Source organism: Massilia aurea, assembly GCF_040790145.1.
GTDB lineage: Bacteria > Pseudomonadota > Gammaproteobacteria > Burkholderiales > Burkholderiaceae_D > Telluria > Telluria aurea_C.
In genome coordinates, this window is sequence record NZ_JBFMMP010000013.1 from 91,791 (window position 1) to 112,481 (window position 20,691).

Here is a 20,691-nt window from a genome sequence, read left to right on the forward strand (position 1 = left end):
GTCTTGAGGCTGTTGGTACTTACACCGCGTCCGACAGTGACGTGAAGTTGAAGTCGCGGATCTTCATCGACGGGATCAGCATCGAGTAGCGCGCTTCATCCGCCCCGATCACTACCGGCTTGCCGATTTCCTCGATATTGTTCAGCATCGACACCGGGCTCTCGTTGAAACGGAAGTTCTTGATCGGGTGCTTGATCTTGCCGTTTTCAACGTAGAACGTGCCGTCGCGCGTCAGGCCCGTGAGCAGCACCGATTGCGGATCGACCATGCGGATATACCAGGTGCGCGTGACCAGCACGCCCTTCTTGGTGTTGGCGATCAGCTCTTCGGTCGTCTTGTTGGTGCCGGCCATGATGATGTTGCCGGCCGCGCCCACGGCGCGCTGGTTCTTCTGCTGCGCCCAGTAGCGCGAGTAGTTCAGCGCATTGATCTTGCCGTCCTTGACCAGGTCGGCGCGCTCGCGCGGCAGCATATTGTCGTCCCACGGCAGCACGGCGACATCCTTGTCCCACGGGTCGGACCAGATGTTGACCTGCTGGTCGAACAGCTTGTCGCCCAAACGATTCTTGCCGCCGGCTTTCGACAGGAAGCTGCGGCCTTCATCGGCGCGGCGCGCATCGAAGCCGTTCAGCATGAAGCTGAGCAGGTCGGACGTGGCGGCCGGTTCCATGATGACCGTGTAGCGGCCCGGCTCGAGCGCCTTGGCGTCGACCGAGCGCAGTGCCTTCTCGATCGCGATTTCAGCCGCTTCGCGTGGGTCGAACTTGGTGACGTCGCGCGCCGAGCGCTTGACCCAGCCCGAACCGCGGCCGTCTTCGGTGCGCACCGTCAGCGTGAAGTCGAGCGAGGTCGCGACCTGGTGGCCGAACAGGCCATTCGAGTTGGCGATGGTTTCAAAGCTGGTGCGGTCGGTGAAGAAGCCGGCCGAGACCAGGCCGCGCTTGCGGCAACCTTCGATGGCGTAGGCCGCAGCCTGCGCGCGGTATTCCGGATCGATGTCGGCGGTCTTCTGCACGAACGTATCCGATGGTTTATAGGCGGTCTTGGCGATGGCAGGAATAAATTCCGGATTGTCCGGCGCCAGGCGTGCCAGGTCTTCGGCGCGGCGCACCGCGCGCTCGATCGACTTGTCGTCGAATTCGTTGACGGTGGCGGTGCCCTGCTTTTTACCGAAGGCCACCTGCACCTGGATGCGGGTGTCGTCGGCCAGGCCGGCGGTGGAGACGGCATTGCGCGCGAAGCGGATATTGCCGATGCGGTTGCCCTCGATGTTGACGATGCACTCGTCGGCCTTGGTCAGCGACAGCACGCGGTCGGTGATGCGCTTGGTTTGTTCCTGAGTGAGAATGCTCATGTGCGTCCCTGCCTTAGCCGATCTTGCGAGCGGTGTTGATCACATTGATGCCATTGAAACGCGTGGTCGACGAACCATGCGAGACGATACTGATCTGCGGCGGCTGTCCTTTGCCGTCGAAGAACGAACCGCCCATGCGCCAGTCGCGCTCATCGCAGATGGCGCTGCAGGCGCCCCAGAATTCCTGGGTGTTCGACTGGTAGGCCACGTCTTCCAGCATCTGGCCGATCTTGCCGTCCTTGATTTCGTAGAACAGCTGGCCGCCGAACTGCGAGTTGTAGCGCTGCTGGTCGATCGAGAACGAACCGTCACCGACGATGTAGATGCCCTTCTTGATCCCCTTGACCATTTGGTCAGGCGTCAGCTTGGTCTTGCCCGGTGCGAGCGAGACGTTCGGCATGCGCTGGAACTGGACCGTGTTCCAGCCGTCCGCATACGAGCAGCCGTGCGATTCTTTTTCGCCGATGATGTGGGCCTGGTCGCGCGTGGCCTGAAAGTTGACCAGGATGCCGTCCTTGATGATGTCCCAGCGCTTCGACTGCACGCCTTCGTCGTCGAAACCAATGGCGCCGAGCGAGCCAGGCGTGGTCTTGTCGGCGAAGATGTTGACGATCGGCGCGCCGTACTTGAAGGTCTTCGATTGCAGCTTCTCGAGCGTGGCGAAGCTGGTGCCGGCGTAGTTGGCTTCGAAGCCCAGCACGCGATCGAGTTCGGTCGGGTGGCCGACGTTCTCGTGGATGGTCAGCCACAGGTGTTCGGGCGCGAGCATCAGGTCATACTTGCCCGGCTGGACCGACTTTGCGGTCAGCTTGCGCTTGGCGTCGCGGCCGGCGGCGCGGGCATCTTCGACGATGTCATACGAGTCGGTGTACAGCGTGGCGATGCCGCCGGCTGCCTTGATCTTGTGTTCGGGACGCGCATCGAAGTACTCGTAGCCTTTGCCCACCGGGGAACTGAGGCCGTCGCGCGAGCGGAACTTGCCGGTGGCCTTGTCGACGGCGGTGGCCGACAGCGGCGCCCACAGGCGATGCACGTCCTGGTCGATGTACGAGCCGTCGGTCGAGGCAAAGTACTTCTGCTGGTTCACCTGGAACAGCATCGACTGCATGAAGTTCGCGCCGCCTTCCATGCCGGCCTTGTTGGCGGCGATCAGCATGTCGGTCTTCTCGGCGATCGGCACGGTGCGCCAGTCCTTCTTGATCGGCGTGCTCCACGAAACGTCGCCCACGCCCTTGACTGGTGCGAGGCGCACCGGTTCGGTCTGCAGCTTGGCGTTGGCTTTGGCGATCGCCACGGCCTGGCGCGCGGCGTTGGCGATGCCGTCGGTCGACATGTCGGATGTCGCCGCGAAGCCGTAGGCGCCGTTCACGATCACGCGTACGCCAACCCCGGCGGACTCGGTGTTGGCCACGTTTTCGACGTTCAGGTCGCGCGTGGTGATGAACTGGTTGAGGTAGCGGCCGATGCGCACGTCGGCGTAGCTGGCGCCGGCCTTGGTGGCGGCATTGAGCGCAACGTCGGCCAGCGCCTTCTTGGCGGCCACCGGCATGCTGCTGGTGAGTTCTTCGGCAGCGATGGCGCGTCCGAAAGGCAGCAGCATCGACGCGGCTACACCGCTGCTGAGATTAAGAAAGGTACGGCGTTCCATGAGATCTCCTGAATAACCTTCGTCCGGGCAGCGGGTCCGCAAACAGCTCGGGCCGCTCTTGTAATTACAGCTCTTATGTTTTGGTTGTATGACAGATGAAACCGTGACAAACCGCGCAACCATAGCAGTAACTTAAGACTTTGAATAGGCAATTGTTGTGCCACCTCAATGCACAATTTTGTACGTACTTTGTGTAGCTTCTTTTCTTTCGCGCGAACCGTCATGACTGGCAAGAACGCTGCATGCATATGCATATGTGACGAATGCTTGACTGTGCGCCGTGCCTGCCGGATCATCAGCGCGGCGACGACGGCGCACCGCCGTCGTCAACCATCCTGGAGACCTCGCACGATGAAACGATTGATCCTGGCCGCGCTGCTGGCAACCGGCATGGCCGGCGCCGCCCACGCGGACGACGCCCTGAAATCCGCCATCGCCGGCGAACACCGCGCTGCCGCCAACAAGGCCCGCGACGCATTTCGCCACCCTTACGAAACCTTGAGCTTCTTCGGCATCAAGCCGACCATGACGGTCATCGAACTCTCCCCGGGCGGCGGCTGGTACACCGAGATCCTGGCGCCCTACCTGCGCGACAACGGCAAGCTGCTGGGCGCTGCCGGTTCGCCTGAATCCCGCGGCGGCAAGGCCTATCGCGACAAGCTGGCTGCCGACGCCAAGGTGTATGACAAGGTGATGCCGGTGGTATTCGAGCCGCCCACGCGTTTTGAGCTGGGCGCGCCGAACAGCGCCGACATGGTCGTCACCTTCCGCAACCTGCACAACTGGCTCGGTTCGGGCGACGAAGCCGTGGTCACCACGCTGAAAGAAGTGCACAAGGTCCTGAAGCCGAACGGCGTGCTGGGTGTGGTCGAGCACCGCCTGCCGGCCAAGATGACGCAGGATGCCAAAGCGTCGAGCGGCTACATGCACGAAGCGTATGTGATCCGCATGGCCGACCTGGCAGGCTTCAAGCTGGCAGCCAAGTCGGAAGTGAACGCCAATCCGAAGGACACCGCAGACCATGAAAAAGGCGTGTGGACGCTGCCGCCGGTGCTGGCCAACAAGGACAAGGATCGCGAGAAGTACATGGCGATCGGCGAGAGCGATCGCATGACGCTCAAGTTCGTGAAAAAATAAGCAGAGTGCATGACGGGGAAGGCCACGGTCTTCCCCGTAGGTTCTTTTGCAGCGGACGTGTATATTCTTCCGGTTGATATCCGCCTCGCGCAACCGAAGGAAACCATGAAGACTCTGCGATTTGCCGTTCTCGTGCTGGCCGTGTCCGGCGCGCTGCATGCCCAGGAAGTTGTGCCGCCAGAGGCACCGCCCACCACTGTCCCCACACCGGCCGTTCCCGCCGCCTCCCGCACCACCACGCCCGCCCCCGCCCTGCCTGCGGTCGAAAATTCGGTCGTGAAGATTTTCGCCACCGTGCGCCGCCCCGACCCGTACAAACCCTGGACCAAGTCTGCCCCCGCGGCCGTCACGGGTTCGGGCGTCATCATTGAGGGCAAGCGTATCCTGACCAATGCCCACGTGGTGGGCTACGCCAGCCAGGTCGAGGTGCAGGCCAGCCAGTCGGGCGACAAGGTGTCGGCCAAGGTCATCGCGCTGGCGCGCGGGCTCGATCTGGCGGTGCTGGAACTGGACGACCCGTCGTTCTTCGACAAGCGCCCGCCGGTGCCGCGTGCCGCCGTGCTGCCGGACGTGCGCCAGCAGGTGTTCGCTTACGGCTATCCGGTTGGCGGCAACTCGCTCTCGACCACCACCGGCATCATCTCGCGCGTTGAATTCGTCAACTACGGCGCCTTCAGCTCGGGCCTGCGCATCCAGATCGATGCGCCGATCAACCCGGGCAACAGCGGCGGCCCGGTGATCGCAGGCGAGCGCATGATCGGCTTGGCGTTCGCCAACGTGACCAATGCGCAGAGCATCGGCTACGTGATCCCGAACGAAGAGATCGAACTGTTCCTGCGCGACGTGGCCGACGGCGCCTACGACGGCAAGCCGCTCTTGCACGACAGCGTGCAGACACTGGAAAGCCCGGCGCTGCGCCAGTACCTCAAGCTCGATAAATCGGTGGAGGGCGCCGTTGTGCACCGGCCGTATCGCACTGATGCATCATGGCCGCTGAAGGAGTGGGACGTCATCACGCACATCGGCGAGCACGCGATCGATAATCAGGCGATGGTCAAGCTGGGCGCGAGCCTGCGCGTGCGCTTCCAGTACCGCATCCAGCAGGTGGCGAAGAACGGCAAGGTGCCGATGACGATCATCCGCGGCGGCAAGCCGATGAAGGTCGAGGTGCCGGCGACCGGTGCGCGGCCCTTGCTGATCCCGGATCTGGACGGCGGCTACCCGTCGTACTTCATCTACGGCCCGATCGTTTTCTCGCGCGCGACGAGTGAATTCATGGGCTTTGTCAGCGGCAGCGCGCCTGGCATGAATGCGTTTGCGTTCAACGCGAATCCTTTGGTGACGCAGCGCGGGGATTCGCCGACGCCGGAGCGCGAAGAGCTGGTGGTGATCAGCGCGCCATTCTTCCCGCACAAGCTGGTAAGCGGCTACAGCAACCGCTTTGGCTCGGTGGTGGAGTCGGTCAATGGCAAGCCGGTGCGCAGCCTGGCGCACCTGGTGGAAGTGCTGCGGGATCTGAAGGACGAGCAGATCGTGCTGAAGTTCGACCAGCGCTATGGCGAGACGATGATCTTGCCGCGCCAGGCGACGCTCGATGCGACCGAAGGCATCCTGTCGGACAACGGGGTCAGGTCGCAGGGGTCGGATGACATGATGAAGGTGTGGGGGCGTAAATAAGCTATCGCGGCTCATGCAGACTTGGGTTCCCGCCTTCGCGGGAACGACGTTTCAATCGACGTGGCCACGTCCCCCGCCCGTCATTCCCGCGAAGGCGGGAATCCCAGTCCGACGAGCAGCCAATACGATAAGAAACGCCCGCATACATCGCGGGCGTTTTTCATTCTTACTTCGCCTTCTTCACCGGCACAAACATCAAATCCTGGAAGTCATAACTGAAATCCGTCTCGGTCGACACGGGCTTCATGCGCAGCCGCTCGATCGAACCATCCGGCTCCAGCGAAAACGTCGCATACGCATCCGCGTTGAAGTTGCGCTCCTTCCAGCGCACGATGAAGGTATCGTGCTGGAAGTGCTCCATCTCGCCGGTCAGGTCGGGCGTGCGCGCGAATGACATCACCAGCTTGCTGCCGGCGCGTTTGATCGTCACCTTGCCGTACCAGGCGTCTTCGTACTCGCCTTCGTAATCCCGCAGCGCCAGCGACGGCTTCGACGCCTTCGCCCGACCGGTGCTTTCATTTTTCACGCGCACCGCTTCCTTCGCGCTCGCCTCGTTCGCCACGTCGGCGATGCGGCCGATCCAGTCGGTCGGCGCCACGCCCAGGTACCCGTCGAGCAGGCGGTATTGCAGCGCATTGAGCGACGGGCCGCTTTCGGCGTTGGTGAAGATCGCGATGCCCAGCTTCGCTTCCGGCACCAGCATCACGCGCGAATAAAAGCCCTGCAGCGCGCCGCCATGCATCGCCACCAGCTTGCCCTGGTAGTCGCGCAGCTGGAAGCCCAGGCCGTAGGCCATGAAGTTCGGCTTGGTCGCGGCCAGCGGCGGTTTCGGCTGGTTGATCACCATCGGCGTTTGCGCCGTCCACATCTCGCGCGCCTGTTTCTCGGACCACAGGCGCATTTCCTTGCCGTCGGCGCCGTTCGGCAGGCGGCCGCTGTCGAGTAGCACGTTCATCCAGCGCGCAATGTCTTCGGCGTTGGTGTTGATGCCCACCGCGCCAATCGCGTTCGCCACCGGCATCGGCTTGACCACGGCCGCCTTGCCATTGATCTTGCTGTGCGGGGCCGACACGTTCATGCCGGCCGTGTGCGCGGCCAGGCTCGTGGTGGTGGCGGTCATGCCAACCGGATCGAGGATCCATTCGCGCATCGTCGTGCCCCAGTCCTTGCCGGACTTTTGCGCGATGATCTTGCCGGCGACGATGTACAGCAGGTTGTCGTAGGCATAGCTGTTACGGAAGCTCGTCGCCGGCTTGATATAGCGAAGGTTGTGGATGATTTCATCCGTGGTGAAGGTGGTGGTCGGCCACCACATCAAGTCACCCGCGCCGAGCCCCAGGCCGCTGCGGTGCGTGAGCAGGTCGCGCACCGTCATCTCGGCCGTCACGTAGCTGTCGTACATGCGAAAGTCGGGCAGGTGCTTGATGACCGGGTCGTCCCAATTGAGCTTGCCCTGGTCGACCAGCATCGCCAGGCCGGCGGCGGTAAAGGCCTTGGAGTTCGAGGCGATCTCGAACAGCGTCTTGCCGTCAACCGGCGTGGGGTCGCCAAGTTTGCGTACGCCAAAGCCCTGCGCGACGACGACCTTGCCGTCCTTGACCACCGCAATGGCGATGCCCGGCACATCGAAGGTTTTCAACACGCGCGCGACGTCGGCTTCCAGGTTGTAGGCCGGGGCGGCGGCGGCAGTTGCCGGCGCCGCCGTCGTTTGCGCGACCGCCAGGCCGGCGCCGCAGAATGCGACCAGCACCGCGCCGGCGATGTGGTTCAGGATGCCCATGGAAGTACGCTTCATCATTGCTTGCCCATCGCTTTGTCGACGCTCGATTGCGTCTCGGGGTGATAGCGCTCGCGCGCCTTTTTATAGATACCTTCGGCCCAAGAACGGTCCTCAGGCGTCTGGCGCAGCGCGGCGTACAGCGGCACCACGAACTTCTGGCGGCCCACGCTCATCAGGAACGCTTCCATCTGCGGGCGCACCGCGCGGTAGCCGGCGTGCACCGACGCGCGGTAGAAGCGGAACGCCACTTCGTTGTTGGTCGACTTGGCCAGGCCGTAAGCGCGGTCGAGTTCCGCCAGTTTGGTAGCGTCAGCCTTCTTGTCGATATCGTTCAAGAACTTCATCCACTCGGCGGCGTTCCAGTCCTTCGCGTTCAGCTGCGCGGTCGATACAGTGCCCTCCGTCCAGCCGTCGATCGCGGCATTGAGCTTGGCCAGGCGCTGCGACACGGCGCGCTGGCCGCTGGCCGGGATGCCCGGGCCGTGGATCCACTCGTCGAGCTCCGCATCGGTCATGATGGTCGGGTTCTTCGCCAGCAGCTGCGTGCGCAGGAAGGCGATGAACTGTTCGTTCGTCACGCTCTGGAACGCGTGCTGGTCGAACCAGCTGCGCAGGAATACGTCGAACGCCGCGCGGCCGGCGCGCTGCTCGAGCGTGTGCAGGAACCAGGCGCCTTTCGGGTAGGCCAGCGACGTGTCCGGGTAGTCCGCAGCATCGGTGTCGGCCTGGCGCGAGACCAATGCCTGCTTGGCCGGCGGCAGATCCTTGAGCATTTCCAGCGCTTCTTCCTGCTCGAGCTGCAGGTTCATGAGCGCGACTTCCTTGCCGTAGATCTCCTCGAGGATGCGGGTGGTGACGTAGGTGGTAAAACCTTCGTTGAGCCACCAGTGCTTCCAGGTCGCGTTGGTCACCAGGTTGCCCGACCAGCTGTGCGCCAGTTCGTGCGCGACCAGGTCGACCAGGCTGCGGTCGCCCGCGATCATGGTCGGGGTCAGGAAGGTCAGGCGCGGATTTTCCATGCCGCCGATCGGGAACGACGGCGGCAGCACCAGCATGTCGTAACGCCCCCAGCGATACGGGCCGTACAGCTTCTCGGCCGCTTCGACCATTTTCTCGGTGTCGGCCAGTTCGTACTCGGCCGCCTTGATGCGCAGCGGCTCGGCGTAGACGCCCGTGCGGCCGCCCAGCGTGCGCGCTTCCAGCTCGCCGATGCCGATCGCCAGCAGGTACGACGGAATCGGCTGCGGCATCGTGAACTTCCAGCCGCCCTTGCCGGTGGCTTTCATGTCGTTATCGGCGCTCATCACCACGCGCAGGCCTTCCGGCGCCTCGATACGGGCGGTGTAGGTAAAGCGCACGGCCGGCGTGTCCTGGATCGGCACCCACGAGCGGGCATTGATCGCCTGCGACTGGCTGAACATGAACGGGTACTTGCCCGACATCGTCTGCACCGGTTGCAGCCATTGCAGCGCGGTGGCCGTCGGCGCGGTGCGGTAATGGATGCGTACCTTGGTCTGCCGGGCCGGCAGCTTGATCTGCAGCGGCTGGCCTTTCTCTTCGTCGAAGGTGCCGAGCGCGTAGTCGGCCTTGCGCCAGGCGCCTTTTGCATCCTGCGCTTCGATCTTCGAGATGGTCAGCTCGCGCGTGTCGAGGTCAAGCGTGGTGGCTTTCTTGTCGATCCAGTTCAGGGTCAGCTCGGCATAGCCGTCCAGGCTTTTCTTGGCAAAGTCGGCCTTCAGGTCGAGGTGCAGGGCGGTGGTCTTGACCTGGTCGTATTTGGCGTAGCTGAGTGGATCGAGCGCGAACGCGTAGGCGCTCCACGCGCCCAGGAAGGCTGCGGTGGTGGCGCGCAGCAGGGTGCTTTTGTTCATGGTCTCTCGCGGATAATGACAGCCCGGCCGGGCTGAAGGCGGGAGCAGAATAGCATGGCAGCAGGGTCAGCGAAAGCGCCCGGGAGCCGCGCGCCAGCGTATCAATACGCGGCCTGCGTGACCCAGACAGGTGCGGACCAGAGGACCTTGCCGTCGTCCTGCGTCACCTTCGCATAATAGAAGTGTTCTCCCGGCGCCGGCGTGAATGTCGTCTCGGCCTGTTCCGACATACGCGTGACCTCGCCATTGCGCCCCGGGACACCTTCCATGATCGCCACCACCGCCACCGCCTTGCCGCCTACGCTGGCGAAGTTCGCCTTCAAGGTCAGCGGGCCGCGGTTGGTGAACTGCTCGCCCATCACGTGGCCGTTGGCCGTCAAGACCAGCTGCGATTCCTTGTCCATCGTCGCGAACACGCGGCGCGCCCTGAGCGCCTCGACGAAACTTGCACGGTTCAAGCCCATGCCAGTCGGCAGCAGCACGCCGGTGCGGTTGGTATACGACGCGCCCCAGTTGGCGCAGTGGTTGTCCTGGTTCGTGCTGATGGCGAGCCGGTAACCGGCTTCCAGCAGGCGGTTGCACGCGCCCTCGAAATTGGTACGGCGGGTTTCGGTCTCGCTCACGTTGCCGGAGAACGCGCTGGTGTTCATTACCTCGCACAGGACCATCGCCACGCCGCCATCTTCGGTGTACGCGAGCGGCACGCCGTCGACCTGGAACTGGCCGGATGGCGCCGGATGGTTGAACTGGCCCACCCAGCCGCGCGTTCGCATCAGGGTGTACAGCGCCGCATAGTCGCCGCGCGGCGTGACGGTATCGGCGATCGGCTCGCCGTTGGCGTTGGTCTCCCAGCCAAGCAGCTCGTCGCTGTTGAAGATGTTGACATGGCCGCCGTTGTCGATCACGCCCCACTCGAGGCCATACAGCGCCAGGAAGCCGGGATGCTGCGCCCTGAACGTGCCGGCGGCCGCCAGCCCCACGCGGTACAGGGCTTTCGCGGCAGCCGGGTCGGCGTCCGGCGTGCTGCCCGAAGACCCATCGAACATGTGGTTGTGTTCCGACGCGACCAGGATGTCCAGGCCGCGCGCGTGGGCGTAAGCGAAGGCGTCGGCCGGGCCATGCGGCGCCGTTTGCGGGCGCTGCGCGCTCTTGCATGCGGCGACATCGGCGCCGCCGTCGCTGTGGTTGGTCTGGCTGTGCAGGTTCGCCAGGTAGACGGTGTAGGGCAGCGCGCCAGGGGCCGGCGCGGCGCTCGGCATGAACGCGCCCGGCAACGGCGCGAAAGCAGGCGTGGCCAGCGCGCGCGGCGCACCGACCGAGATCTCCCATTCCTGGTCGATCTCGTCATGCGCGTCACCCTCTACCGACGCGCGCAGGCGCACGCGGTAGATGCCTTCCGGCGCCGGCTTGGCGCCCAGGCGGCCCGACCAGGGTACCGGCACGATGATCTCGTCGGCGATCAGTAGCGCCCGGCCGCGCCACTGCAGCACGGTGCGAGCGCCAGGTGCGCGCAGGTCGAGGCGCCAGTCGACGCTGGCCGGATGGGCCAGGCCGGGGTACGCGAATGTCAGCGTGAACGTGCGCGCGGGCAGCGCGCCGGGGTGAAACGGCGCGTGCAACGATGCGTCGAATTCCTGGTGTTCGGAAGGCGTGGCATTGGCCAGGCTGCAGCACAATGACAGCGAAAGCAGGGGGAGGAATGGGGTTTTCATGATGTCAAGTTTGCAACTCCCCTACCCTGCCGCCTTGCGCCATGCGTGCTTCGCCTTGCCATCCTGACCACGCTTATTGATGAGTTTCAAGGAAGACAACTTGCGTGCGCACCGGGCGCCGGTTATGTTGCCGCATGATCGACAAACTCGATATCACCCACCTTCGCACGCTCGATGCGCTCGCGCGCTTTGCCACCATCTCGGCGGCGGCCGAGCACCTGGACGTGTCGCAGCAGGCGGTCAGCCTGCAACTGAAGAAAATCCGCACGATCCTGGGCGACCCGCTGTTCGTGCGCACCGGCCAGGGGATGGCGCCCACGCCGTATGCAAAACTGATCGCGCCGCATATCGCGCAGGTGCTGGCCGGCCTGCATGCGATTCCGCTGCCGTCGGCCGTGCGGCCGGAAACCACCGAGCGTACGCTGGTAATCTCGGGCACCGATTACACCCAGAAGGTGATCGTGGCCGACCTGGTGCGCGACCTGCGCAGCGCGGCGCCCAAGGTGAAGATCGCGGTGGTCGACCTTGAAGTGAGCGGCCTGACGCGCAAGCTGCACCAGGGCGAGATCGACGTGATCTTCACGGCCGAGGGCATCGCTGCGCCAGGCCTCGTGTCGATGCCGCTGTTCCTCGAGCAGTACCGCTGCGTGACCGGCAACCGCGCATTGGCCGACGCCGGATTGACGTCGCTGGCCGCACTGGTGGAGCACGACTTCATCATCACCAATCCGGGCGGGCACAGTTTTACGGGGTCAGCCGATGACTGGTTCGCGCGCCAGGGCTTGCAGCGGCGCGTGGTGGCGTCGGCGCCGTCGTTTTTCATGGCGCTCGAGTACCTGAAGGGATCGGACCTGGTCGCGTTCATCCCCGCGCGCCTGCTGCCGTGCGATGGCATCCACGAACTCGCGCTGCCGAAGTACCCGCCCGGCTACGGCGTGGTCGCGGCCTTTCACCCCACGGCGCAGAACGATTCGTTCATGATGTGGATGCTCGAGCGCGTCAAGGCGCGGCTTGTATCGGCTACAAGCGGCGCGCCATTGCCGCGCGGGGCGGGCCTGTCTATGCTTGAAGATTAACGTCACAAGCAAAGGACCTTCATGACCATCGAACGCATCAACCCACCTGCCCTGTACGACGGCACGCCGCACGGCCTGTCGCACGCCACGGTCGACCCTGACACCGGCCTGGTGTTCGTGTCCGGCCAGGTCGACTGGGACCAGGATTACCGGGTCAGGCACACCACGCTGGCCGAGCAGACCGAAGGCGCGGCGCGCAACCTGCTCACGGTGCTGGCGGCCGCCGGCTCGTCGGTCGAACAGATCCTGCACCTGCGCGTGTATGTGCGCGGCGAGATCGGCGAGCACCTCGAGACCGTCGCGCCGATCCTGGTGCAGCACCTGGGCTTCCCGCGCCCTGCCCTCACCGGCATCGGCGTGACGTCGCTGGCGTCACCCGACACGCTGATCGAAATCGAGGCCGTCGCGAAGGTCGTTCGTCGCTAGCTTGCTTCACTGTTTAGTAAACTCGCTAAACAGCCGAGTAAAACCCGGTAATGATTGCCGGGAAACCCGACTCCACATATAAGTTGCAAACAGGCTCGAGCGCGCGCGTCGATGACATCGTCCGCGCGCTAGAATGCCTCTGGCGCAGCGTATCAAGAACAGGCGGCGGGCTATCGCTCCCGCCACGTGTGGAGTCACCATGACAGCTCGTTTCAAGCCCTTTTCCGTTGCCGCGCTCGCGGCCCTGTTGTTTAGTGCGGCGCCGCTCCAGGCAGCCGAACCGGGTTCCCCGGCCGCGGCCGTGAACGTCTTCATCGGCACCGGCGGCGACGGCCACACCTTCCCCGGCGCCAGCCGCCCGTTCGGGATGGTGCAGCTCAGCCCCGACACCCAGCACCGCCACTTCCGCCAGAGTTATCCGTGGGCCGCCGGCTACAACCACGGCGACGGCTCGATCCTCGGCTTCTCGCACACGCACTTCTCGGGCAGCGGCCACTCGGACCTGGGCGACGTGCTCCTGATGCCGTACAGCGGCGAGACCAAGCTCGAACCGGGCTATCCGGAGCGGCCATTCTCGGGCTACCGCTCACGCTTCTCGCACGACCAGGAACAGGCCGAACCCGGCTACTACGCGGTGCGCCTGAAAGACCATGACGTCGACGTCGAACTGACCGCGAGCGAACGTGTCGGCCTGCACCGCTACAAATTCAAGGCGGGCGAGCCGGCCAAGGTGCTGCTCGACCTGCGCAGCAGCATCTACAACTACGACGACAAGAACCTGTGGTCGCGCCTGCGCATGCGCGACGCCACCACCGTCACCGGCATGCGCGAGACGCGCGGCTGGGCGCCGGGCCGCCAGCTGTATTTCGCGATCCGGTTCTCGCGCCCGATCGACACGCGCCAGCTGCTCAACCGCGAAGAAGCAATCGAGTACAAGGGCTTCGCCCAGCCAGGCAAGACGCCGGCCGACCGGGCGCTGGTCGAAGGCAAGGCGCTGATGGGCGACTTCAACTTCGGCGTACCGGAAGATGGCACGCTGCTGGTGAAGGTCGCGCTGTCACCCGTGAGCGAAGACAATGCCATCGCCAACCTGGCCGAGATGCCGGGCTGGGACTTCGACGCCGAACGCCGGCGCGCCGGCAAGGCCTGGGACGAGGCGCTGGGCGCCGTCAAGGTCGACGCACCGGCGTCGATGCGCACCCAGTTCTACACGGCGCTGTACCACACGATGCTGGCGCCCTCGCTGTTCATGGACCTCGACGGCAGCTACCGCGGCCCGGACAACGCGGTGCACAAGGCCAAGGGCTTCCGCTTCCACTCGACCTTCTCGCTGTGGGACACCTACCGCGCGCTGCACCCGCTGCTCACCATCGTCGCGCCCGAGCAGCGCAACGCCGACTTCGTCAATTCGCTGATCGCCTCGCAGCAGCACAGCCCCTACGGCGTGCTGCCGGTGTGGCAGTTCCACGGCCTGGAAACCTGGACCATGATCGGTTACCACGCCGTGCCCGTGATCGCCGACGCCTACATGAAAGGCATCCGCGGCTTCGACGCCGACAAGGCCCTGGCCGCGATGACCGCCAGCGCCGAATACGGCCCGTACGGCGGCCTGGAACATTATATGAAGCTGGGCTACGTGCCGATCGACCTGGAAAAGGAAGCGGCCTCCAAGACCGTCGAATACGCCTACGACGACTGGACCATCGCGCGCATGGCCGAGAAGATGGGCAAGAAGGACATCGCGGCGCGCTACTACAAGCGCGCCCAGAACTACCGCAATGTGTTCGACAAGGCCACGGGCTTCATCCGCGCCCGCAAATCCACCGGCGAATTCCGCACCCCGTTCAATCCGGAGCAGTCGAACTTCGGCAGCGACTACACCGAGGGCAGCGCGTGGCAGTATTCCTGGTATATGCCGCACGATAACGCGGGCCTGATCGGCTTCCTGGGTGGCGACGCCAGGCTGGTGGCGAAGATGGACGAAGTGTTCGACGCCAAGGTCGACGAGAACCTGTACGCCCACATGGAAGACATCTCGGGCCTGATCGGCCACTACGCCCACGGCAACGAGCCGTCGCACCACGTGGCCTACCTGTACAACTACGCCGGCGCGCCATGGCGCACGCAGGAACGCCTCGCCAACATCATGGCCACGCAGTACAGCGACAAGCCGGAAGGCCTGTCGGGCAACGACGATCTGGGCCAGATGTCGGCCTGGTTCGCGTTCACCGCGCTGGGCTTCTATCCGGTGGCGCCGGGCAGCAACGAGTACGTGATCGGCCGCCCGTTCCTCGACAAGGCCACCATGAACCTGCCGAACGGGAAGCGCTTCACCGTGCGCGCCGAGAACCTGTCCGCCACCAACGGCTACGTCGGCCGTGTGACGCTGAACGGCAAACCGCTCGCACGTACCTTCCTGCGCCATGAAGACATTACCGCCGGCGGAGAACTGGTGTTTACCATGCAGGCGACGCCGAACAAGGACTGGGGCACGGCCAAGGACGCGCGCCCTTACACGCAAACCAGGTATTGATCGGGAGCCGTCGATGAACATCCTGCGCTATGCCGCCACCGTTGTATTAACCTGCGTCGCGACCGGTGCCAGCGCGCAGACGGTCGACAAGGTCGACGACCCGGTGGAGTGGGTGAACACCCTGATGGGCACCGACAGCAAGATGGAACTGTCGAACGGGAACACCTATCCGGCGATCACGGTGCCATGGGGGATGAACCTGTGGACGCCGCAGACCGGCAAAATGGGCAACGGCTGGGCCTACACCTACGACGCCGACCAGATCCGCGGCTTCAAGCAGACGCACCAGCCGTCGCCGTGGATGAACGACTATGGCCAGTTCGCTGTCATGCCCGTCACCGGCAAAAAGCGCTTCAATCAGGACGAACGCGCATCGTGGTTCTCGCACCGGTCCGAAACCGCCAAGCCGTACTACTACAGCGTTTACCTGGCCGACTCGGACGTGACGACCGAGATCACGCCAACCGAGCGCGCCGTGCAGTTTCGCTTCACGTTCCCGAAGTCCGACGACAGCTACATCGTCGTCGATGCGTTCGACAAGGGCTCGTACGTCAAGATCCTGCCCGGCCAGCGGCGCGTGATCGGCTACAGCACCCGCTATGCGCGCGGCCCGCTGCCGAAGAACTTCCGCAATTATTTCGTGATCGAATTCGACCAGCCGTTCACGTCGACCGACACCTGGCAGGGCGACAAGCTGCAAGAGGGGCAACTGGAAACGGACGGCCTGCACAGCGGCGCCCTGCTCGGCTTCAAGACCAGCAAGGGCCAGAAGGTGCACATGCGCGTGGCCTCGTCGTTCATCAGCTTTGAACAGGCGGAGCTGAACCTGCGGCGCGAACTGGGCCAGGATGATTTCGACGCCACGCGCGCGAAAGCGAAAACGGCGTGGAACGCGGTGCTCGGCAAAATCAAGGTGGAAGGCGGCACGGTCGACCAGACCCGCACCTTCTATTCATCGCTGTACCGCACCGTGCAGTTCCCGAACAAACTGTACGAAATCGACGCGAACAATCAGCCGATCCACTGGAGCCCCTATACGGGCGAGGTGCTGCCGGGGCGGATGTTCGCCGGGACCGGCTTCTGGGACACGTTCCGCGCGCTGTACCCGTTCCTGAACCTGGTCTACCCGGCGATCAACCGCGAGATGCAGGAAGGCCTGGTCAACGCGTTCAAGGAAGGCGGCTGGCTGCCCGAGTGGTCCAGCCCCGGCTACGCCAACATCATGATCGGGAATAACTCGGCCTCGGTCGTGGCCGACGCCTGGATCAAGGGCGTGCGCGGTCAGGACATCGAGACGCTGTGGACGGCCCTGAAGCACGGCGCCAACAACGAAGGGCCGATGACGGCGGTGGGCCGCGCAGGCGTGAAGTACTACAACGAACTCGGTTACGTGCCGTACGACGTGGGCATCAACGAGAATGCCGCGCGCACGCTCGAATACGCGTACGACGACTTCACGATCTACCAGCTCGGCAAAGCGCTCGGCAAGCCTGCAAGCGAGATCGACATCTACGCCCAGCGCAGCATGAACTACAAGAAGCTGTTCGATCCCGAGTCGGGCCTGATGCGCGGGAAGAACCGCGACGGCAGCTTCCAGACGCCGTTCAACCCGTTCAAATGGGGCGACGCCTTCACCGAAGGGAATAGCTGGCATTACTCGTGGTCGGTGTTCCATGACGTGGCGGGCCTGGTCGACCTGATGGGCGGGCGCGACGCGTTCGTGAAGAAGCTCGATACCGTGTTCGACCTGCCGCCGATCTACGACGAGAGCTATTACAAGTCGGTGATCCACGAGATCCGCGAAATGCAGATCGCGAACATGGGCCAGTACGCGCACGGCAACCAGCCGATCCAGCACATGATCTACCTGTACAACTACGCGGGCGCGCCGTGGAAGGCCCAGTACTGGCTACGCGAGACGATGGACCGCATGTACGCGCCCACGCCCGACGGCTACTGCGGCGACGAAGACAATGGCCAGACCTCGGCCTGGTATGTGTTCTCGGCGCTCGGCTTTTATCCGGTCACGCCCGGCGTGAACCAGTACGTGGTCGGCACCCCGCTGTTCAAGAAAGCGACGGTCGAACTGGAAAAAGGCAAGCGCATCACGATCAATGCGAGCGGCGGCGGCCGTTATGTCGACAAGCTCAGCATCGGCAAACGCGCGATCGAGCGCAACTGGCTCGGGCACGACGAACTGACCAAAGGCGCCACGCTCGACTTCCGCATGTCGACCCAGCCGAACAAGACACGCGGCACGAAGCCGGATGACGCGCCGTACTCGTTCTCGCGCGACCCTCAGCGCCCCGGACAATAAGCATGGCCGTCACCATCCGCGACATCGCCCGCGCCACGGGTTACTCCATCGGCACGGTGTCGCGCGCGCTGAAGAACCAGGACGGCCTGACCGACAAGACGCGCACGCGCATCTGCGCCAAGGCGCGCGAACTCGGCTACGACTTCGGCAATCTGCGCCAGGGCGACATCCGCCGCGTCGCGTTTCTGCTGCACCGCCAGCACAATACGCAATCGGCCAGCCCGTTCTACCTGCCGGTGCTGCACGGCGCCGAGGATGCCTGCCGCAAGCGCGGCATCGCGCTGTCGTTCGTCATCGTCGGCCCGGCCGAACCGGTGCTCGATCTCGTGCGCCTGCACCAGCCGGACGCGCTGATGTGCGCCGGCTTTTTTGAGCCGGAACTGGTGGCCGCGCTGCGCGACACCGGCAAGCCCCTGGTGTTGCTCGACATGCGCCTGCCCGGCTACCGCTCGGTCAATCCCGACCACGCGCTGGGCGGCTACCTGGCCACGCGCCACCTGATCAAGCTGGGACGGCGCCGCATCGCCATGCTCACCGGCCCGCTGTCGCACCACAGCATCCTCGAGCGCTACCGGGGCTTTCGCCGCGCCCTGTTCGAGGCGCGCATGCTGGCCGATCCCGACCTCGAGATCCAGCTGCCCAGCATCGGCGATACGCAGGACAATCTGCACGCGGCGGTCGACGCCCTGCTCGCGCGCGAGCCACGGCCCGATGCGCTGTTCTGCTACAACGACAGTGCCGCGCTCACGGCCATGCGCCACTGCCTGGCGCGCGGCCTGAAGATCCCGCACGACATCGCGATCGTGGGCTTTGACGATATCAGCGCCGCCGCCGCCGCGATTCCGCCGCTCTCGAGCATCAATATCGACAAGGATCTGCTGGGCCGGATGGGCGTGGACCTCTTGATGAACAAGACCGCCACGTCCGGCCTCGAACAGACGCTCACGGTACGACTGATGGTCCGCGAGAGCAGCACCGACGATTGAACGACCCCTCATTTTTTCGCACTTTTTTTGCAATCCATGCCGACCCATCCCGACTTCTTCTCTGCCGACACGCTCACCAGGCATATCGCCGACACCATGGCGTTCTACTACCCGCGCTGCGTCGACGCCAGCGGTGGCTTCTACCACTACTTCAAGGACGACGGCGCGGTCTACGACGAGACGACGCGCCACCTGGTCTCGAGCACGCGCTTCGTCTACGTCTTCGCCAGCGCGTATCGCCACTTTGACAATCCGGACTACCAGGGCATGGTGCGCCATGGCGTGGACTTCCTGCGCCGCGTGCACCGCGACCCCGTCACGGGCGGCTACGCCTGGCAGCTCGAATGGCAGGATGGCCAGGCGCGCGTCATCGACGGCGACAACCACTGCTACGGCCTTGCCTTTGTCCTGCTGGCATACTCGCACGCCCTGATGGCCGGCGTGCTCGAAGCCCGCGCCTGGATCCATGAAACGTTCGCGCTGATGGAGCAGCAGTTCTGGGAAGCCGAACACGGGCTGTACGCCGACCAGGCCAGCGCCGACTGGTCGACCCTGGCGCCGTACCGCGGACAGAACGCCAATATGCATGCGTGCGAGGCACTGCTGGCGGCCTGGCGCGCCACTGGTCACACGCCGTTCCTGCACCGCGCCGAACTGCTGGCCTGGAACATCACCCAGCGCCAGGCGGCGCGCGCCAACAGCAAGATCTGGGAACACTACCGCCCGGACTGGACGCCAGACTGGGAATACAACCTGGACGACAAGGCCAATCTGTTCCGCCCGTGGGGCTATCAACCGGGCCACTTCACCGAATGGAGCAAGCTGCTGCTGCAGCTGGAAGTACATGCCGAGCTCCTGACCCGCGACCCGGTCTGGCTGCTGCCGACCGCGCGCGAGCTGTACGCCAGCGCCCTGCGCCACGCGACCGATCACGAGCACGGTGGCCTGCACTACGGCTTCGCGCCCGACGGCACGGTGTGCGATGCCGACAAATACTTCTGGGTGCAGGCCGAGACGCTGGCCGCCAGCGCCATGCTCGGCGCGCGCACGGGCGAATCCCAGTACTGGAACGACTACGAGCGCCTGTGGGCGTATAGCTGGGAGCATTTCGTCGACCACGAACACGGCGCCTGGTACCGCATCCTCCGCGCCGATAACAGCAAGTACTCGGACGAGAAGAGCCCCGCCGGCAAGGTCGATTACCACACCATGGGCGCCTGCTACGACATCATCCCGGCACTGGCGACGCGCCATGACTAGGCACGCGACCATCGTCTGCGCTGGCGAGGCGCTGACCGACCTGCTGCGCCAGGACGGCGACTTGTGGCGCAGCCACGTGGGTGGCTCGACCTGGAACGTGGCGCGCGCGCTGGCCGCGCTGGGCGCCGCCAGCGGTTTCGCCGGCGCCATCAGCCGCTGTGTATTCGGCGATGCGCTGTGGCGCGCCAGCGATGCTGCGGGCCTGGACCTGCGCTACCTGCAACGGGTCGACAAGTCGCCGCTGCTGGCGATCGTCCCGGACAGCACCCCGCCGCAATACTTCTTCATCGGCGACGATGCGGCCGATTTGTACTTCGATCCGAAGAAGATGCCATCCGCCTGGCCGCAAGAGGCGCAATGGATGCACTTCGGCGGCATCAGCCTGGCGCGCGGCGCGCTTGACCTCACGCTGATCGCCTTGGCCGAACAGGCGAAAGCGCACGGCCTGCGCATCAGCTACGACCCGAACTGGCGCAACCTGATGGGGCCCGCCTACGACGCGACGCTGCAGCGTATGAGCGAACTGGCCGACGTCATCAAGGTGTCCGACGAAGACCTGCGCGCGCTGTTTCGCAGCCACGACACGCTTGGCTCCCTGGGACGCCTGCGCGCGCTCAATCCGGCGGCGCTGGTCTTGCTCACGCGCGGCGCAGGTGGAGCGTCGCTGTATCGCGGGGCGCAAGCGTGGCACGCCAAGGCGCCGGCGATTGACGTCATCGACACGGTGGGTGCGGGCGATGCGGGGATGGCAGGGCTGATTTATTCGCTGCAGCAGTCGCCTGACGCGGGCATGGATGCGCATCTGGCGTTCGCGGTGGCGGCGGGGAGCACAGCGTGCCGGGTGGCAGGGGCGCATGCGCCGGGGTTGGCCGATGTGCAGGCGTTGTGTGACGGGGTGATCGTCACACGCTGAA

The 20,691-nt window shown here is 64.7% G+C and carries 14 protein-coding genes; 9 read left to right on the top strand and 5 right to left on the bottom strand.

Features of this window, described 5'->3' with window-relative positions:
* Positions 1–19 precede the first annotated feature (19 nt).
* A complete protein-coding gene (locus tag AB2N08_RS17295; protein WP_367612137.1) occupies positions 20–1,354 on the bottom strand; it encodes a TldD/PmbA family protein in 1,335 nt (444 codons plus the stop codon).
* A gap of 13 nt (positions 1,355–1,367) precedes the next feature.
* A complete protein-coding gene (locus AB2N08_RS17300; RefSeq protein WP_367612138.1) occupies positions 1,368–3,002 on the bottom strand; it encodes a TldD/PmbA family protein in 1,635 nt (544 codons plus the stop codon).
* Positions 3,003–3,353: 351 nt separating this feature from the next.
* On the opposite strand from AB2N08_RS17300, the gene AB2N08_RS17305 reads away from it, so the two are divergent.
* Both AB2N08_RS17305 and AB2N08_RS17310 read left to right on the top strand, forming a co-directional pair.
* Positions 3,354–4,139 (top strand): class I SAM-dependent methyltransferase, encoded by a 786-nt coding sequence (locus AB2N08_RS17305; RefSeq protein ID WP_367612139.1) that lies wholly within the window; start codon positions 3,354–3,356, stop codon positions 4,137–4,139.
* A gap of 105 nt (positions 4,140–4,244) precedes the next feature.
* Complete coding sequence (locus AB2N08_RS17310; RefSeq protein ID WP_367612140.1) at positions 4,245–5,816, top strand: S1C family serine protease; 1,572 nt, start codon at positions 4,245–4,247, stop codon at positions 5,814–5,816.
* A gap of 166 nt (positions 5,817–5,982) precedes the next feature.
* Here the strand turns inward: AB2N08_RS17310 and AB2N08_RS17315 are convergent, their stop codons facing one another.
* The 3 genes from AB2N08_RS17315 to AB2N08_RS17325 form a co-directional block, all read right to left on the bottom strand.
* Positions 5,983–7,614: a serine hydrolase gene (locus AB2N08_RS17315; RefSeq protein ID WP_370662433.1), complete on the bottom strand. Its 1,632-nt coding sequence runs from the start codon at positions 7,612–7,614 to the stop codon at positions 5,983–5,985.
* On the bottom strand, positions 7,611–9,467 hold the full coding sequence (locus tag AB2N08_RS17320; RefSeq protein WP_367612141.1) for a M1 family metallopeptidase: 1,857 nt from the start codon (positions 9,465–9,467) through the stop codon (positions 7,611–7,613). Before AB2N08_RS17320 ends, AB2N08_RS17315 begins: the two co-directional genes overlap by 4 nt.
* Positions 9,468–9,568: 101 nt before the next feature.
* Positions 9,569–11,179 (bottom strand): CehA/McbA family metallohydrolase, encoded by a 1,611-nt coding sequence (locus AB2N08_RS17325; RefSeq protein ID WP_367612142.1) that lies wholly within the window; start codon positions 11,177–11,179, stop codon positions 9,569–9,571.
* A 134-nt stretch (positions 11,180–11,313) separates the two neighbouring features.
* On the opposite strand from AB2N08_RS17325, the gene AB2N08_RS17330 reads away from it, so the two are divergent.
* From AB2N08_RS17330 to AB2N08_RS17360, 7 genes are all read left to right on the top strand, one after another.
* Positions 11,314–12,255 carry a LysR family transcriptional regulator gene (locus AB2N08_RS17330; protein WP_367612143.1) on the top strand — a complete coding sequence of 314 codons (942 nt, stop codon included), beginning with the start codon at positions 11,314–11,316 and terminating at the stop codon, positions 12,253–12,255.
* Between the two features lie 21 nt (positions 12,256–12,276).
* Positions 12,277–12,681, top strand: coding sequence for a RidA family protein (locus AB2N08_RS17335; RefSeq protein ID WP_367612144.1), 405 nt, complete (start codon positions 12,277–12,279; stop codon positions 12,679–12,681).
* Between the two features lie 199 nt (positions 12,682–12,880).
* Positions 12,881–15,214, top strand: coding sequence for a GH92 family glycosyl hydrolase (locus tag AB2N08_RS17340; RefSeq protein WP_367612145.1), 2,334 nt, complete (start codon positions 12,881–12,883; stop codon positions 15,212–15,214).
* A gap of 13 nt (positions 15,215–15,227) precedes the next feature.
* Complete coding sequence (locus tag AB2N08_RS17345; RefSeq protein WP_367612146.1) at positions 15,228–17,531, top strand: GH92 family glycosyl hydrolase; 2,304 nt, start codon at positions 15,228–15,230, stop codon at positions 17,529–17,531.
* A gap of 2 nt (positions 17,532–17,533) precedes the next feature.
* Entirely contained in the window at positions 17,534–18,517 is a 984-nt protein-coding gene (locus tag AB2N08_RS17350) for a LacI family DNA-binding transcriptional regulator (RefSeq protein WP_367612147.1), read from the top strand.
* Positions 18,518–18,553: 36 nt separating this feature from the next.
* The gene (locus tag AB2N08_RS17355; protein WP_367612148.1) at positions 18,554–19,777 is read left to right on the top strand and encodes an AGE family epimerase/isomerase; all 1,224 of its coding nucleotides are present in this window, start codon (positions 18,554–18,556) and stop codon (positions 19,775–19,777) included.
* A complete protein-coding gene (locus AB2N08_RS17360) occupies positions 19,770–20,690 on the top strand; it encodes a carbohydrate kinase family protein (protein WP_367612149.1) in 921 nt (306 codons plus the stop codon). The genes AB2N08_RS17355 and AB2N08_RS17360 overlap by 8 nt, the downstream gene beginning before the upstream one ends.
* The last annotated feature ends 1 nt before the right edge of the window (position 20,691 follow it).